Annotated in this window: 14 protein-coding genes and 1 riboswitch; of the genes, 2 read left to right on the top strand and 12 right to left on the bottom strand. The window is 46.3% G+C overall.

Annotation, left to right across the window (positions count from 1 at the left end):
• The first annotated feature begins 115 nt into the window (after positions 1–115).
• Positions 116–637: an adenine nucleotide alpha hydrolase family protein gene (locus tag J9317_RS09095; RefSeq protein ID WP_211558017.1), complete on the top strand. Its 522-nt coding sequence runs from the start codon at positions 116–118 to the stop codon at positions 635–637.
• Positions 634–795, top strand: a complete 162-nt coding sequence (locus J9317_RS09090) for a hypothetical protein (RefSeq protein ID WP_211558016.1) — start codon at positions 634–636, stop codon at positions 793–795. The genes J9317_RS09095 and J9317_RS09090 overlap by 4 nt, the downstream gene beginning before the upstream one ends.
• Positions 796–882: 87 nt before the next feature.
• Here the strand turns inward: J9317_RS09090 and J9317_RS09085 are convergent, their stop codons facing one another.
• The 12 genes from J9317_RS09085 to pyrR all read right to left on the bottom strand — a co-directional run bounded on the left by J9317_RS09085 (position 883) and on the right by pyrR (position 16,598).
• Positions 883–2,085 (bottom strand): two-component system sensor histidine kinase NtrB, encoded by a 1,203-nt coding sequence (locus tag J9317_RS09085; protein WP_211558015.1) that lies wholly within the window; start codon positions 2,083–2,085, stop codon positions 883–885.
• 124 nt (positions 2,086–2,209) lie between these two features.
• Positions 2,210–4,456 carry a 5-methyltetrahydropteroyltriglutamate--homocysteine S-methyltransferase gene (gene metE, locus J9317_RS09080; protein WP_211558014.1) on the bottom strand — a complete coding sequence of 749 codons (2,247 nt, stop codon included), beginning with the start codon at positions 4,454–4,456 and terminating at the stop codon, positions 2,210–2,212.
• A gap of 171 nt (positions 4,457–4,627) precedes the next feature.
• A riboswitch (cobalamin riboswitch) is annotated at positions 4,628–4,812 on the bottom strand.
• A 61-nt stretch (positions 4,813–4,873) separates the two neighbouring features.
• Positions 4,874–5,515 carry an orotate phosphoribosyltransferase gene (gene pyrE, locus J9317_RS09075; protein WP_211558012.1) on the bottom strand — a complete coding sequence of 214 codons (642 nt, stop codon included), beginning with the start codon at positions 5,513–5,515 and terminating at the stop codon, positions 4,874–4,876.
• Positions 5,512–6,231 carry an orotidine-5'-phosphate decarboxylase gene (gene pyrF, locus J9317_RS09070; protein WP_211558010.1) on the bottom strand — a complete coding sequence of 240 codons (720 nt, stop codon included), beginning with the start codon at positions 6,229–6,231 and terminating at the stop codon, positions 5,512–5,514. Before pyrF ends, pyrE begins: the two co-directional genes overlap by 4 nt.
• Positions 6,200–7,135 carry a dihydroorotate dehydrogenase gene (locus J9317_RS09065; protein WP_211558008.1) on the bottom strand — a complete coding sequence of 312 codons (936 nt, stop codon included), beginning with the start codon at positions 7,133–7,135 and terminating at the stop codon, positions 6,200–6,202. The genes pyrF and J9317_RS09065 overlap by 32 nt, the downstream gene beginning before the upstream one ends.
• Positions 7,129–7,908, bottom strand: coding sequence for a dihydroorotate dehydrogenase electron transfer subunit (locus J9317_RS09060; RefSeq protein WP_211558006.1), 780 nt, complete (start codon positions 7,906–7,908; stop codon positions 7,129–7,131). The genes J9317_RS09065 and J9317_RS09060 overlap by 7 nt, the downstream gene beginning before the upstream one ends.
• Positions 7,905–11,114 (bottom strand): carbamoyl-phosphate synthase large subunit, encoded by a 3,210-nt coding sequence (gene carB, locus J9317_RS09055; protein WP_211558004.1) that lies wholly within the window; start codon positions 11,112–11,114, stop codon positions 7,905–7,907. The genes J9317_RS09060 and carB overlap by 4 nt, the downstream gene beginning before the upstream one ends.
• Complete coding sequence (locus J9317_RS09050) at positions 11,099–12,199, bottom strand: carbamoyl phosphate synthase small subunit (protein WP_211558002.1); 1,101 nt, start codon at positions 12,197–12,199, stop codon at positions 11,099–11,101. Before J9317_RS09050 ends, carB begins: the two co-directional genes overlap by 16 nt.
• Positions 12,196–13,482, bottom strand: coding sequence for a dihydroorotase (gene pyrC, locus J9317_RS09045; protein ID WP_211558000.1), 1,287 nt, complete (start codon positions 13,480–13,482; stop codon positions 12,196–12,198). Before pyrC ends, J9317_RS09050 begins: the two co-directional genes overlap by 4 nt.
• Positions 13,466–14,392 (bottom strand): aspartate carbamoyltransferase catalytic subunit, encoded by a 927-nt coding sequence (locus tag J9317_RS09040; protein WP_211557998.1) that lies wholly within the window; start codon positions 14,390–14,392, stop codon positions 13,466–13,468. The genes pyrC and J9317_RS09040 overlap by 17 nt, the downstream gene beginning before the upstream one ends.
• Positions 14,393–14,604: 212 nt before the next feature.
• Positions 14,605–15,918 (bottom strand): solute carrier family 23 protein, encoded by a 1,314-nt coding sequence (locus J9317_RS09035; RefSeq protein ID WP_211557997.1) that lies wholly within the window; start codon positions 15,916–15,918, stop codon positions 14,605–14,607.
• Positions 15,919–16,049: 131 nt separating this feature from the next.
• Positions 16,050–16,598 carry a bifunctional pyr operon transcriptional regulator/uracil phosphoribosyltransferase PyrR gene (pyrR, locus tag J9317_RS09030; protein WP_211557996.1) on the bottom strand — a complete coding sequence of 183 codons (549 nt, stop codon included), beginning with the start codon at positions 16,596–16,598 and terminating at the stop codon, positions 16,050–16,052.
• Between the last annotated feature and the right edge of the window lie 71 nt (positions 16,599–16,669).

Genomic DNA, 16,669 nt, shown 5'->3' with positions numbered 1-16,669 from the left:
CAGCACAATTATGCTTCACAGGCTTTTGCAAAACCCGGAATAAAATATCTCCGGACTTTTTACATCGATCAACCGGGTTGCCCGCAGCGTCCCTTTTCATGGAATCGGAGAGGATTTGCTAAAAGATCAGGCAGCAAGCCTCGGCCTTGCTATTCAATTCATTGAAATGTCTCCATCTCCATCTAATAATGAATATGAAGAAAGCATGGTCGAATTTCTGAAAAAATGCAAAGAAAATGAAATTACTCATGCTGCTTTCGGAGACATCTTTTTAAAGGATATTCGTCAATATAGAGAAAAGCTTGTCAGGTTAAGTGGCTTACAGGCTATTTTTCCTCTATGGGGAGAGCAGACCGACTCTTTGGCGAGACAATTTATTAATGATGGCTATAAAGCTTCCATTTGCGGAATAGATGGATCGAAGCTTCCATATTCTTTATTGGGACATCATTATGATGCATGGGTTATTGATGCCATAAGAAAATCCGCCGATCCATGCGGAGAAAACGGGGAGTTTCATACCTTTGTGTATGGCGGACCGATTTTCAGCACAGAGCTTTCATTTGCGGCAGCCGGCACGGAAAACGCATTTACTGATTTCCGAACACTTTTGCTGCAGCGGGAGGATTACACATGATTGGTAAAGCGTTCTTGTCACTGATTGGTTTTATGATGGCAGCAATCGGCTTTTCCTTTTCCTTCTCTTTAAAATGGAGCAAAGAGGAGCTGAATGAAATAAGAATAACCGCAGCAGGGGGCTTTAGATTATTTGCTGCTGGCGGCTTATTGTATTGAACCATTTTGGAAAGGACCGTTCCTGAAAATCAAACGGTCCTATTGTTTCATCTTAGTTTTCTTCTATTCGGCCTTGCCGGTTTTGCATTATCTGTCTTCATTTGGTTCAGTTAATGCAATAGGGAATTCCATGTAAAAGGATGTCCCTTCCTTAGTGCTTACAACCCGAAGTTCACCATGATGATTTTCAATGATCTTTCTTGAAATAGAGAGACCCAGCCCTGTTCCATCATCCTTCGTGGTATAAAATGGATCGAATATATGAACGAGAACCTCAGGCTCAATCCCGCTCCCGTTATCCGAAAAAGAAATTTGCACCACATCCCCGTATATGGCGGCTCTCACTTCAACTTTTAATTTTTTATTCCTGCGCTTTGCCTGACGGGCGTTAGCAAACAAATTCATAAATACTTGCAGAAGCTCCTCCTTGTTTCCGGGGATCGCCGTTTCAGGCAGTATCTTTCTGCAATCAATCGTAAGATCGGTGTCATGAAGGAACGCTTCACTGTGGAGAAACTTTCCTAAATAATTCTTGAGAAAATCTGACACATAAAGATTCTCAAATGGCAGTGCCTCCGTTTTCGATAACCTCAAAAAATCCGTAATAATGCCGTTCGCACGATCTATCTCAGGAATAAGCAAAGCAGAAAACAGCCGGTTCATATCTGGACCGAGCTGGCCGCTGAGCAGCTGCAGATAACCCCGGACAGTTGTAAGGGGATTTCTAATTTCATGAGCGATCCCTGCTGCAATTCTCCCTGACATCGCCATTTTTTCAGCATCCTTTAAGTTATTCAGGAAATGAAATACTCCTGCTACTCTACTGATACTCCCATCGTGCCTTCGTATGATATATGTATTAACAATCCCATAATTGCGGTCCCACAATTCCCGATTGCGGATCGCCTGCCCGGTCTGAAGCGTTTCCAAAATGGCAATTTGCTGATCAGGAATTCTGAGCAGCTCCCTGATATGTTTTCCGATCATTGCTTCACGATCGACCTTTAGATCGGCAGCCGACTGCCTGTTGCACAGTGTAATTTTTCCATCAGCATCTGTAATGACTAGATGATGCGGTATCAAATCAGCCAGCGGAGCAAGCTTCTCTTCCAGCTTTTCCAGCAGCTCTCCTTCTAAAGATGTAATGGTAAACCAGCCTTTTTGTTCAGCAGCAGGCTGATGCTGATAAAATCTGCCTGATTCAGGATCCTTAAACTCAAAAGCGAAAGGAATCGAATCTATTAGCCTTTTATAATATAAAAGTTCTTTTTGATCCCCGAATTCTTTCATTTCTTCCTCCAGCTTACATGATTCATCATTTCCCATTATAAGGGAGGTTGACAGATCGTTCCAATGTTTTTCTCAATTTCGGCAAAAGGAAACCCCCTTCAATAATAAAAGGAGGCCTAACCTGTTAAACAGTTGGAATCGTATGTTTATCTCTTATATTGAACGCAGCTTCCGCCATATTGCTGAGGGACTGTATGGCTTCCTCTTCAGATCTGGTTTTCAGACCGCAGTCCGGATTAATCCAAAACCGGCCGGCCGGCAGAACTGTAAGGCACTGTTCAATCACCTTCTCCATTTCAGCGGCTGCAGGGATTCGAGGGCTGTGTATATCATACACACCAAGACCAATCATTTTATCATAGCTGAATTCTTTAAACGTGCTGATGTTCTCGCCGCCGCCCCTTGACGTTTCAATGGAAATGACGTCAGCATCCATATCGGATATTGCGTCCATCATTTCTGAAAACTCGCTGTAGCACATATGGGTGTGAATTTGCGTATCCGCCTGCACATCCCAATGAGTCGCTCTGAATGCATTGACTGCCCATTCTGTATAAGCCGCCTGTTTGCTTTTCTTAAGCGGAAGACCCTCTCTAAACGCCGGCTCATCTATTTGAATCATGCGGATGCCTGCTTTTTCAAGCTCAAGCACTTCTTTTCTTAGAGCAGCTGCAATAAAGCTTGCAAGAACTTCACTGCTTTGATCATCACGCGGGAAGGACCAGTTCAGAATCGTCACCGGGCCGGTCAGCATCCCTTTTACAGGCTTATCCGTCAGAGATTGGGAGTACGAAGCAAGCTCAGATGTGATGGATCCTCTCCAGCCGATGTCCCCGAAAATGATGGGTGGCTTTACCCCTCTGGAGCCGTAAGACTGGACCCATCCATGCTTTGTAAATGCGAATCCATCAAGGTTTTCACCGAAGTACTCAACCATATCATTCCGCTCGAATTCTCCATGTACGAGAACGTCCAGGCCTGCTTCCTCCTGAATCCCAATCCACCGCTTTGTTTCCCTTTTAACAAACGCATCATATTCCTGTTTTGAAAGAAGGCCGTCCCGGAATCTCTTCCTCTGCTTTCTCACCTCTTTCGTCTGCGGAAAACTCCCGATTGTTGTCAACGGAAGCAATGGGAGCTGAAATGCTTTTCTTTGAATTTCCTCTCTCTCTGAAAATGCCTGCTTCCTCTTAAAGGATTGAACCTTATCAGAGAGATTTTCAGATTTCCGATATTTTGTTAATTCCTGATAGGCCTGATCCCATTCAAGAATTCTATTTTTGGCTTCCAAATCGATGCTTCCTGCTAGGAGGACGCATTCCGCAAGTTTTTCTTTTGCGAAAGACAGACTGTTATAAACACCTGCTGGAAGGCTGACTTCACCTTCTTTTGTCTCTGGTACATGAATGAGGCTGCAGGAGGGCTGGATCCATAGCTCGCAAGGCTTGATTTTCTTTTGCAAAAACTCCACTAGTTTTAGTGATTCCGTACCTTTAGCCCGCCATATGTTTCGCCCGTCTATAATCCCCGCTGCCAAAAATTTATCTGCCGGGAACCCATGCTTTTTCATTAAGTCAATCGTATTTCCTCTTGTAAAATCAAAACCCCATCCGCTGACAGGCAAGGTCATTAACTGCTGGTAAGCGTCCGGAGATTCAAAATAAGTTTGTATGCAAATCTTAAGGCTGCTCACTTTTCCGTCCAAATATGAATACATGGACTGAATAATCGGGAAATCTTCGGATGTTTCTTCATAAACAAAGGCCGGTTCATCCACTTGAGCAATTTGCGCACCGTGTTCTTCCAGCTGCTGGAGAAGTTGAGCATATAGAGGCAGCAGCTTCTCTGCAGCCTTTTCAAGAGATTCATAGCCCTTGGAAAGCCTGATAAATGTATAAGGACCAATGATGACAGGTTTTCCATCTGCCCATTCTTTTGCTTCAAGATAATGGTCAAGTGGTTTATTGAAATTGAGCTTCGGCTCTGAGCCTTCCCACTCTGGTACGAGATAATGGTAATTCGTATCAAACCACTTCGTCATCGCGCACGCTGTTGCGCTCTTCGACCCCCTTGCCATGGAAAAATAGCAGTCAATGGAGGCAGGGTTTTCTGTTCGGTGCCTTTCAGGAATCAGGTTAAACATCCAGGCCATATCAAGCATTTGATCATACAAGGTAAAATCACCGACCGGTATAAGGTCAATGCCGGCATCTGTTTGCTTGCGGACATTCCCGATCCGAAGTTCCTTCATTTTCTCCAGGAAAAGTGATTCGCTTATCTCTTTTTTCCAATAAGACTCAAGCACCCTTTTCCATTCTCTATTCTGTCCTAAACGCGGATATCCTTGATTGCTGCTTTTCACCTTCTTCATTCGAGCCTCTCTCCTTTCGTAATAAAAAAAAAGACTGATCCTCATCTCCCTGGTTCGCCTACATTGGCATAAACAGGTCTGACTCGGTCCAGTCAAAAACGATCGATGAAAAACATCAAATAGAAAAGTATGTATCATGATCGTTTCCGCATCTCACCCCCCGAAGACAGAAAACTCCAAGGAATACAGGCAGGTCTCCTGGCTTATGCTTCAGTCTTTCCTGCGCCTTCCCGTCCATTATGACAGTGGCTTTTTAGCAGGATCGTCAGCACATACAGTTGCGGGGACAGCTCCGGATTATAACCGGATTCCCTATTAAACCGCTAAAAGCGGTACCTGGTATTCCTCTACAATATGAAATTGATAGTATCTTTTATAGCATAATAGGTTTCGCAATTGCAAGACAAATCTTTCTATTCAGACAGAGGTTTCCGCTCTCCATTCAATGGAGGAAGGATTCTTTCTCCATAGCTCAAGCTTTTTAAGATCCTTTTCTTTAATACGGTTTTCCTGCCTGGCGATCTGAATGAGAGTCGAATAGTCTGTCAGTGTCCGGTATGAAATCAGCTCTTCGCTGAAGTTCTGATCGGCTGCGTCAAACTCATAGGTGAAAATAGCAGCAACACCCAATACATCCGCTCCTGCTTCACGGAGCGCTTTGACGGTATGAATGGAGCTTCCGCCGGTTGAAATCAGGTCTTCAATGACTACTGCCCGGTCGTTCTCTCCAGCTCTTCCCTCAATCATGTTTCCTTTGCCGTGTCCTTTGGCACTTCCTCGCACATAGCACATCGGCAGTCCGAGAATATCACTGACAAGCGCTGCATGGGCAATCCCAGCCGTTGCCGTTCCAGCAATCAGCGTTGCATCCGGATAATTCATCTGGATCAGACGTGACAGACCTTTTGCAATCTCACTGCGTATTTCCGGAAAAGACAGAGTTAAACGATTATCGCAGTAAATAGGGGAAAGCATGCCGCTTGACCATGTAAACGGCTCGTTTGGCTTCAGTGTGACCGCCCCTATTTCAAGCAGTGACTTTGCAATTTTCTCTTTCATATCTTTACACCCTCCCAGTCCATTTGCATCTTTTTATATGCATTCAGCGGATGTTCTTTTTGAGTAATGCTTCTTCCGGCAACAAAATAGGTAGATTTTTCACTGCGCGCCATTTCTGGTGTTGCGACTCTTGACTGATCCAGAGCCGCATCGCCTGCCAGCCGGATCCCAGGCGTAACAGTCATAAAATCCGGGCCAAATGCCTTCTTGACCTGTTTGGATTCCCATACGCTGCATACAATACCATCCAGTCCGGATTGCTTAGCATTTGCTGCATAATGATGCACTGCCTCGTTCATTTCCTTCTCAATGAGGAGCTCCTCATTCAATACCTTTTGCGACGTACTGGTAAGCTGAGTAACCCCGATTAAATGCGGCCGCTTCTGTCCTGCAGGAGTCCCTGAGATCAAGCCTTCCATCGCCGCCTCCATCATTGCGCGTCCTCCTGCTGCGTGGACATTGATCATGTCCGGCTGAAGCGAGGCAAGTACCTTCATTGCTCTCTTTACGGTATTCGGAATATCATGAAGCTTTAAATCCAAAAAGACTTGATGACCTTCCTCCTTCAGCCATTCAATCACAGCTGGACCTTCCTTGTAAAAAAGCTCCATTCCGGTTTTCACATACAGCTTTTCACTGCCCATTCCCTTCAAAAAGCGGGCGGCTTCTCCTTTATTTTCAAAATCAAGCGCGATGATAATCGGGTTTCGGTGCATCCTCATGACTCCTTCCTATACACTCCCGAACATGGCTGAAACCATATTTGCTCAGCATTTCAGGAAGTTCATCAATGATTTCTGAACAGATAAACGGATTGACAAAGTTCGCCGTTCCAACAGCAACCGCACTTGCACCGGCATATAAAAACTCTAATACATCCTCTGCTGACTGGATGCCGCCCATTCCGATGATTGGGATGGATACAGCACGGCTGACCTCATGAATCATCCGGATTGCCACCGGCTTGATAGCAGGACCTGAAAGCCCCCCCGTTTTATTAGCTAAAACGGGTCTTCCGGTTTTCAGGTCAAGCCGCATTCCAAGAAGAGTGTTAATCATTGTTAACCCGTCTGCTCCAGCCTGTTCCACTGCGATCGCAATCTCAGAAATACTCGTAACATTCGGAGAAAGCTTGACATACACAGGCACGCTGGAAACACGTTTTACTGCCTCGGTCAAGTCAGCTGCCATTTTAGGATCCGTACCGAATGCTATGCCCCCTGTTTTTACATTCGGACAGGAAATATTCAATTCCAGTGCCGCTACATTTGGTGCCTGGCTGATTCTTTCCGCTACTTCCATATAATCCTCAATGCTTGATCCTGCTACATTGGCAATGATCGGTACATCAAAGGATTCAAGCCTTGGCAGCTCGGTTTGGATCACTCCCGATAGTCCAGGATTTTGAAGTCCGATCGCGTTCAGCATCCCGCCGGGCGTCTCCGCCACACGCGGTGTTTCGTTGCCGAATCTTGCTTCAGGTGTAGCTGCTTTTATCATAATGGCACCGAGCTTGTTCAAGTCATATAGATTGGAGAACTCCTTACCGAATCCGAAGCATCCGGAAGCAGGCATGACCGGATTTTTCAGCGTTAATCCCGGAAGTGTTATGTTCAGCATGAAAGCACCACCTCGCCCGCTCTGAATACCGGCCCGTCGCTGCATACTTTTTTGTAGCCGGCTGGATCATTTGGAATGTGGCACACACAGGCAAAGCAAGCTCCTATCCCGCAGCCCATTCTCTCTTCAAGGGAAAGGTATACTTCCCTTTCGGTATACCTGGTTTCAAGCGCCTTTAGCATTGGAGTCGGGCCGCAGGCGTATAAACTGTCAAACTCAATTTCATGATAGCTGATGGCATCTGTTACGAATCCTTTCACTCCCAAGCTGCCATCCGTTGTGGAAAAATAGGTATCTCCAAGTCTGGCAAACTCTTCTTTATAGAAGGACGCCTCTATGTTTTCAAAGCCCAATACATGGACAGGCACCGCTCCTATGGCTTTCAGCTGGCGCGAAAGTTCATAAAGGGGAGGAACGCCGATGCCGCCTCCTGTAAGCAAAACCTTTTTCCCTTTTAAAGAACTGTCAATAGGAAACCCGTTTCCGAGCGGACCGATTATGTCTGCCTTTTCTCCAGGTTTTTTGGAAGAAAGAAGTGCCGTGCCTTCCCCGCTTTTTCTGTAGATGATGGTAAATGTCCTGTCCTCCCGGCTGATTCTGGCAATGCTGATCGGTCTTCTAAGCAGCGGGACAAATGTTTCCGATACTTTTACATGGACAAACTGGCCGGGCTTCGTCATTTGCCGGGTCAATTCTCCCTGCAAGACAAGTTCGAAAATATCCTTTGCAATTTCTTTATGCGAGACAATCTGCATGTCTTCTTTTCCGATCATGAATGAACAGCCTCCCGTCTGGGATTCAGCTCCTGCATGGCTTCAGTCGAAAAACTCATCGATTCTAGAACCCTTAATATCGCTTTAGCTGTATCAAGTGATGTCAGGCATGGTACACCATTTTCAACGGATTCACGGCGGATTTTGAAACCGTCTCTTGCCGGCTGTTTTCCTCTTGTCAACGTGTTGATGACAAATTGGGCTTCTCCGTTCCGGATCACATCCAGAAGATTGGGCTGCTCACTGATTTTATTGACTATTTTTGAAGGGATGCCCGCTTCCCTCAGGTATTCAGCTGTGCCGCTTGTCGCGAGGATCTGGTAGCCGATTCGGTTAAAGCGTCTTGCGATTTCCAGCCCTTCCGTTTTGTCTTTATCCGCTACGGTCAGAAGAACAGATCCATATTTATGAATTTGAATCCCGGATGCAACCAAACCCTTATACAAAGCCTTTTCAAGGGTGACATCTTTGCCCATTACTTCCCCAGTGGATTTCATTTCAGGTCCCAGGGTAATGTCGACCATCCTTAGTTTCGCAAAAGAGAATACAGGAACTTTTACATATACACCAGCCTTCTCTTCTATCAAGCCGGTTTCATACCCCATGTCTTTTAGCTTGTGCCCCAAAACCACCTTCGTTGCAAGGTTCGCCATTGGAACACCGGTAATTTTGCTTAAAAACGGGACCGTCCTGCTTGACCTTGGGTTTACTTCCAGGACGAACACATCATCTTTATAAATAACAAACTGGATATTCAGGAGTCCGGAGATATTCAGTCCTTTCGCGAGAGCGATCGTATGCTCAATGATTTTGGTTTTGCAGTCATCCGAAAGGGTTTGAGGCGGATATACCGCAATCGAGTCTCCGGAATGGACACCGGCTCTTTCAATATGCTCCATAATCCCCGGTATCACAATCGTCTCCCCGTCAGAGATCGCATCCACTTCAATTTCCTTGCCCGTTAAGTATTTATCAATCAGGACGGGATGAGCTGGATTTACTTTCACCGCATTCTCCATGTAATGAAGCAATTCTTCCTCCCGATAGACAATTTCCATCGCTCGTCCCCCTAATACATAGGAAGGCCGGACAAGAACGGGGTAGCCAATGTCATGCGCAATAACCGCTGCTTCACTTGCCGATACAGCTGTTTTTCCAAGGGGCTGAGGAATCCCAAGTGTATTGATTGTTTGCTCAAACTTGTCCCGGTTTTCCGCCCGATCCAGGTCTTCCAATGAGGTTCCAAGAATTTCAACACCGCGGGCAGATAGCTCATCCGCGAGATTAATGGCAGTCTGGCCGCCAAACTGCACGACCACGCCGATTGGTTTTTCAAGTTCAATTACATGCATGACATCTTCTGCAGTGAGCGGCTCGAAGTAAAGCTTATCTGAGATGCTGAAATCTGTTGAAACTGTCTCTGGATTATTGTTAATAATAATTGCCTCATACCCAGCCTCTTTTATCGCCCATACGGAGTGAACTGTCGCATAATCAAACTCTACTCCCTGACCGATGCGGATCGGACCGGAGCCAAGAACAAGAACGCTCTCCTTCGATGTAACAGCTGACTCATTTTCATCTTCATACGTACCGTAGAAATACGGTGTGGACGATTCAAATTCCGCTGCACACGTGTCCACCATTTTATAAACAGGGAGAAGTCCCGATTGTTTTCTGAGCTCATAGATTTCTCTTTCATCGGATGACCATAAATTTGCTATCGCCAGATCAGAGAAGCCATTTGCTTTGGCTTCGTAAAGAATCTCTAAATCATATGGGTGGTTCGCTATATGCTTTTCGAGAGCAATAATTCCGGTTAGCTTATTAAGGAAAAATAAATCAATCCTGCTCCACTCGTGCAGTGTTTCTGCTGAAACTCCCCTCCGCAGTGCTTCGGCGAGATAAAAAAGACGCTCATCTCCCGCTTTGCGGATTCTTTTTTCGATATGAAGGTCGTCAAGCTCTGCTGCACTCTTCAATTCAAGATGATGGACATCTGCTTCGAGTGAACGGACGGCCTTCAGCAGCGATTCTTCGAATGTTCTCCCGATCGCCATTACTTCACCTGTAGCCTTCATTTGCGTACCGAGCCATCTGTTGGCAGATTCGAATTTATCAAATGGCCAGCGCGGAATCTTCGTAACGATATAATCCAATGCCGGTTCAAAGCAGGCGTAAGTTTTACCGGTAACCGGGTTCATCATTTCATCGAGTGTAAGACCCACGGCGATTTTCGCTGCCAGTTTCGCAATCGGATAGCCTGTCGCCTTAGAAGCAAGAGCAGATGACCGGCTTACCCTCGGGTTGACTTCGATAATGTAATATTGAAAGCTGTCTGGATCGAGTGCGAGCTGAACGTTGCAGCCGCCTTCTATTCCAAGGGCCCTGATAATTTTAAGCGAGACATTTCTTAACAGCTGATATTCCCGGTCGCTTAGCGTCTGTGAAGGCGCCACTACTATACTGTCCCCAGTGTGGATTCCGACAGGATCAAAGTTCTCCATGTTACAGACGACGATAGCATGGTCTCCGCTGTCCCTCATTACTTCATATTCGATTTCCTTAAAGCCTGCGATGCTTTTTTCAAGAAGGCATTGGGTAACTGGACTTGCCTTTAACCCGTAGGCTACGATCTCAGCCAGTTCTTCATCATTGCTGCAAATGCCCCCGCCTGTGCCGCCAAGGGTAAATGCAGGGCGGACGATAATCGGATATCCTATTACTTCAGCAAATGCGAAGGCCTCATCAACCGTATGAACGATTTCACTATCCGGGACCGGCTCGTTCAGCTCATTCATTAATCTGCGGAACAGGTCACGGTCCTCTGCCTTTTGAATGGCCTCAAGACTCGTTCCGAGTATTTCCACGCCGCACTCTTCCAGAACACCTGACTCAGCCAGTTCAACCGCTAGATTCAGTCCAGTCTGCCCGCCAAGCGTCGGCACGAGGGCATCCGGTCTTTCCTTGCGGATGATGTTGCTGACGAATTCTGCTGTCAAAGGTTCGATATAAACCTGATCGGCGATTTCCGTATCTGTCATGATTGTAGCAGGATTAGAGTTGACGAGAACCACTTCATAGCCTTCTTCTTTAAGGGCGATGCACGCCTGAGTGCCTGCATAGTCAAATTCTGCTGCCTGTCCAATGACAATCGGTCCAGAACCGATCACAAGTATTTTTTTAATATCTACACGTTTTGGCATAGTTTGTTCCCTGCCTTTCCTGCAGTTTCAATCAGTTCCATGAATTGGTCAAACAACCCGTTCGCATCTTCTGGTCCCGGTGATGCCTCCGGGTGATACTGCACCGTAAAGGCAGCGTGCTGATTATGCTTCAAGCCTTCAATTGTGCGGTCGTTTAAAGCTATATGAGTAACAGATAATTCCGTTTGTCCGAGTGAACTTTCTCTGACTGTGTAGCCATGGTTTTGAGAAGTGATGGCTACTTTACCGGTTTCCAGATCCTTTACCGGGTGATTGGAGCCCCTGTGTCCGAATTTCATTTTTTCGGTATCCGCTCCGCATGCCAGAGCAAAAAGCTGATGACCGAGGCAAATTCCGAATAAAGGGACTTTCCCCAGAACACCCCTGATCATTTCAATGCCTTCCGGTACATCCTTTGGATCACCAGGGCCGTTTGAAAGCATAAGGCCATCTGGATTCAGCTGAAGGATCTCTTCTGCAGATGCATCAAATGGCACAACCACCACATCGCAATGCCTTTTGTTCAATTCTCTTAAGATGCCGTGCTTCATGCCATAATCGACAAGCACGACTCTTCTTCCTCTGCCCGGGCTTGCGTAAGGCGTTTTCGCTGATACTCTTTCCACCTGGTTCACGGGGAGGCGTACAGCTCTTAGCTTCTCTAAAATTGCTTGAGGATCGGATTCGCCTGAGCAAAGCGCGCCTTTCAGTGTGCCGTGACTGCGGATGATTCTTGTCAGCTTTCTTGTATCAATTCCGGAAAGGCCGGGAATATTTTTCATCTTCAAGTATTCATCAAGCGAATATTCGCTTCTCCAGTTAGACGGATGGACCGCATGCTCTTTCACAATGAATCCTCCGGTAAATGGAGTAATGGTTTCAAAATCATCTCGGTTGATTCCGTAATTACCAATCAGGGGGTAGGTCATCGTTACAATCTGACCGCAATAGGATGGGTCAGACAGAATCTCCTGATAACCGGTCATTCCGGTGTTGAACACGATTTCTCCAATTGATTCCCGTTCGCTTCCAAAGCCTTTTCCTGTAAAAACCGTTCCATCTTCAAGTATAAGCAATCGCTTCATGCCCGGACTCCCCTTTCATCGAATACCAAGTTTCCATTTGCAATGGTCAGAACCGGCCATCCTGTGCAGCTCCATCCTGCAAATGGTGTATTTTTCCCCTTTGAAACAAAGGTTTCAGGATCAATTTGCCGTTCGTCAGAGATGTTAATCATCACCAGATCCGCAGGAGCCCCCTCCTTCAAGGTGCCATAAGGCAATCCGAACGTTTCTGACGGCAGGATGGTGAGCCAGTTCAAAAGCTGTTGGAGCGTTGCCATTCCCGTTTTCACAAGGTTGGTATAAAGGAGCGGGAACGCCGTTTCCAATCCTGTAATTCCGAAGGGGGCGAGCTTCATTCCTTCCGCTTTTTCTTCAGCTGTATGAGGAGCATGGTCTGTCGCAATAAAATCAATCGTGCCCTCCAGCAGACCTTCAATCAGGGCCTGGCGATCCTCTTTCCCCCTAAGCGGCGGATTCATTTTGAAATTCGGATCAAGACCCGGAATATCTTCATCGCATAAAATTAAATGATGAGGCGTTACCTCTGCCGTTACATTAATGCCGGCCCTCTTCGCGTCTCTCACCGTGCGCACAGATTCCTTCGTGCTGATATGGCATACGTGATAATGGCAGCCTGCTGCTTCAGCGAGCAGAATATCTCTTGCAATATGTACAGATTCACAAACGGATGGAATTCCGTTTATCTGAAATTTTTCGGAAAAAATGCCTTCATGAACAGATCCTTTATTAATGAGTGAATTGTCTTCACAGTGTGCTACAATGCTCATCCCAGCTGCAGCCGCCTCTTTCATCGCCTGCAGCATCATTCCTGCTTCCTGAACTCCTACGCCGTCATCAGTCAGGGCAAAAGCGCCTGCTGCTTTTAATTCTGTAAAGCTGGTTAATTTTTTTCCAGCCTGTCTTTCAGTAATTGATGCGTAAGGCAGAACTCTTACAGTTGCATTCTCGCGGATTTTCTCCATCAAAGCTTCCATTTGTTCTTTATGATCAGGTACGGGGCGAGTATTGGGCATCGCAGCTATCGTTGTAAAACCGCCTTTTGCCGCTGCTTTTGTTCCTGTCTCAATCGTTTCTTTGTGCTCTCCTCCCGGCTCTCTCAAATGAACGTGTACATCAACAAAGCCCGCTGACACTATATGACCGGAAGCATCGATCGTTTCTTTCCCATCCATTTGAATGGAATCAGCTATTTTTGCAATCTTTCCTTCTTCAATTAGAACATCCTGTATATGAAATTGGCCTTCGCTGTTAAACATGTTTGCCTGTTTAAGAATATAAGACATGGTGATCCTCTCCTCTTTTCAGCATTTTGGATTCAAGCGCTCTTTCAAGAACGGCCATCCTTACATATACTCCGTTTTCCATCTGTTTAAAAATCCTGGAGCGGCTGCACTCCACCAGACTGCTTTCTATTTCAACACCCCGGTTAATAGGGGCTGGATGCATAATGATTCCGTGATCCTTCATTCTTTTTTCTCTTTCAGCTGTTAAGCCGTATCTATCCAGGTAGGATCGAGTATCGGCCGCGGCGGAGGCTGCATGACGCTCATGCTGGATTCTAAGGAGCATCACAACATCCGATTCCTCAATCGCCTCATCTGCAGAGGTGCAGCGTCCGTACGCATTTTGCGGATCCTGCCATTCCGGCGGGCCTGAGAAAAGAACATTAGCTCCAAGCCTCGCAAGTGTTTCGGCATTCGACCGCGCCACCCGGCTATGGCGGATATCTCCATGGATGCTGACGGTTAATCCTTTAAATCTTCCGAACTCTTCATGGATAGTCATCAGATCGAGCAGGGACTGAGTCGGATGATTTCCGCATCCGTCCCCCGCGTTCAGAATGGGAATGCCGATCCGGTCTTTCAAGCTTTCAAAATAACGGTCCATCGGATGTCTGATAATCACTGCATCCGCTCCGATCGCCTCAAGAGTCCGGACTGTGTCGTAAAGAGTCTCTCCTTTTTGAACACTAGAGCTTTCTGCCTGGAAGTTCAGCACTTGAAGACCCAGTCTTTTTTCTGCTACTTCAAAACTGAACCGGGTTCTCGTACTCGGTTCAAAAAACAAGTTTGCGGCAAACAGGGATTCTTCTTTCAGCACAGGTAAATTCCCCGTTTTCATGCACTTAGCTTTATGAATAATTTCATTGATTTCATCAATTGCGAGCTCTGACATGGTTAAAAGATGCTTCATCTTTCAATCCTCCCTTATCGTTAGATCCTGTTTTAATTCCCGTTTCTATAAAGTTGCGGCTAAAGAACCCAGTTCAAACAACCATCTGTTAGAGAGGACCTAATAAAAACACCCTGAACGATCCAGTTCAGGGTGCAGGAAAGCAGAAGGGCCCGCCGGCCTTTCTTTACACCCTTTCAAGTCTCTCTGGACTTTCTTTAAAAGGCAGGATATTAGGAGACAGCCGATTTCTTTTCCGTCTCGTTTTCAAATAGGTTTTCTGCGTCAGGCTCTCTGCCAGGCAAAACCATGTTAAGGACGACACCGATAATGGCCGCAAGCGCCATACCGTGAAGCTCAAAGTTCTGGCCGATTTTTATTACTGCTCCACCGATTCCAATTACAAGGATGACAGAAGATATAATTAAATTCCGTTTGTCTCCCAGATCAATTTGGCTGTCAACCAGCATGCGCAGCCCGGATGAAGCGATAATTCCGAAAAGCAGGATGGAAACGCCCCCCATAACGGGAGTGGGAATTGAACTGATCAGGGCTGAAATTTTACCGATAAACCCGAACGTAATGGCAAGGACAGCCGCACCTCCGAGAACATATACGCTGTAAACCCTCGTAATCGCCAAAACTCCGATATTTTCACCATATGTCGTGTTCGGAGGTCCTCCAATCAGGGCGGCGGCAAAGGTAGCCAGACCATCTCCCATGATTGATCTGTGCAGCCCTGGCTTCTCCACCAAATCTTTTCCTACTACGTTGCTAAGGACCATTTGATGTCCAATATGTTCAGAAAGCGTGACTAGAGCAACAGGCGCCATCAGCAGAAGAATCTGCCATGAAAACTGCGGCTGATAATCCACAAATGGAATGGTAAAATTCGGAGCCTGCAGCCAGCTTGCCTGTGCCACTTTGCTGAAATCTACAATGCCGATTGCCAGTGCATATAAGTATCCAGTGAAAATTCCGATCAGCACCGGAATCAGATTGAAAAATCCTTTAAAGTAAATCGAGCAAATAATGGTAACAGCGAGTGTAATGAGAGCGGCTGAGAAGTGAAGCAGACTATACTCGCCTGCCGGGTTATTAGTGGCCATACCGACCGCTGTCCCCGCAAGGCCCAGGCCGATTACGATGATCACCGGACCGACGACCACCGGCGGAAGCAATCTTAAAATCCAGCGGTGCCCCGTCCCTTTGATGATTAAGGCGACAATCGCATAAACAGCTCCGGCAAGCATACTGCCCACCATTGCTGCTCCAGGTCCCCCCCCGGCTTGAGCCGATATGAGAGGTGCAATAAAGGCAAAGGAAGATCCAAGATAAGCTGGAACTTGAAATTTTGTAATCAGCAGGAAGATCAAGGTTCCAACACCGCTTGAAATCAGTGCGACGGCTGGATCCATTTTTACAAGGAATGGAACCAGGATGGTGGCTCCAAACATCGCAAACAAATGCTGAAAGCTTAGAGTCAGCCAAGTGGCCGGTTTTGGTTTATCGAGTATATCAAGAACTATTTTTTCGTTTTCTTTCATGATTTTCCCTCCTATTTAAAAAACCTCTTTGCCTGAGAGCAAAGAGGTACACAGAAAGACATGCAGCCCTTATTGGGGAACATCTCTTTTCCGATTCTCTTTGCGGTCTCACAGGACTGCCTTAAAAAGAATTAGCTATTTTTTTCAAAAATGGAGACCTGATCGAACTCATCAACTTCTGCCATCTCAACGACAATCTTCTCTAAACTTGAAGTCGGAATGTTTTTCCCGACAAAGTCAGCTCGAATGGGAAGCTCGCGATGGCCCCTGTCCACAAGAACCGCAAGCTGAATCGCAGCCGGACGGCCTATATCAACCAGGGCATCCATGGCTGCACGGACGGTTCTGCCCGTATACAGCACATCATCAACAAGAATGACCTTCTTATCATGAATGGACTGCGGAATATCCGATCCCCTGACAAGCGGCTCCTGACTGCTTGTTTTCTTCGTCAAGTCATCCCGGTAAAGAGTAATATCAAGTTCGCCGATTGGTATATCCTTGCCTTCAATCTGGCGAATCTTATCTGCTAGCCTGTTTGCAATATATATTCCCCTTGTTTTAATCCCGATTAGCAGGCAGTCATCAATTCCTTTGTTGCGTTCAATAATTTCATGGGCAATTCGAGTTAACGCCCTCCTGATTGCCTGTTCATCCAATACGACTGCTTTTTTTGACATTATTACCTGCCTCCCTTCATTTAGGGCAAAAATAAAGCCCTCCTATCCTGCTGGGATAAGAGGGCATAGAA

Source organism: Metabacillus flavus (genome assembly GCF_018283675.1).
In the GTDB taxonomy this organism is placed as follows: Bacteria; Bacillota; Bacilli; order Bacillales; family Bacillaceae; genus Metabacillus_B; species Metabacillus_B flavus.
This window is presented reverse-complemented; position numbering and strand designations above follow the sequence as displayed.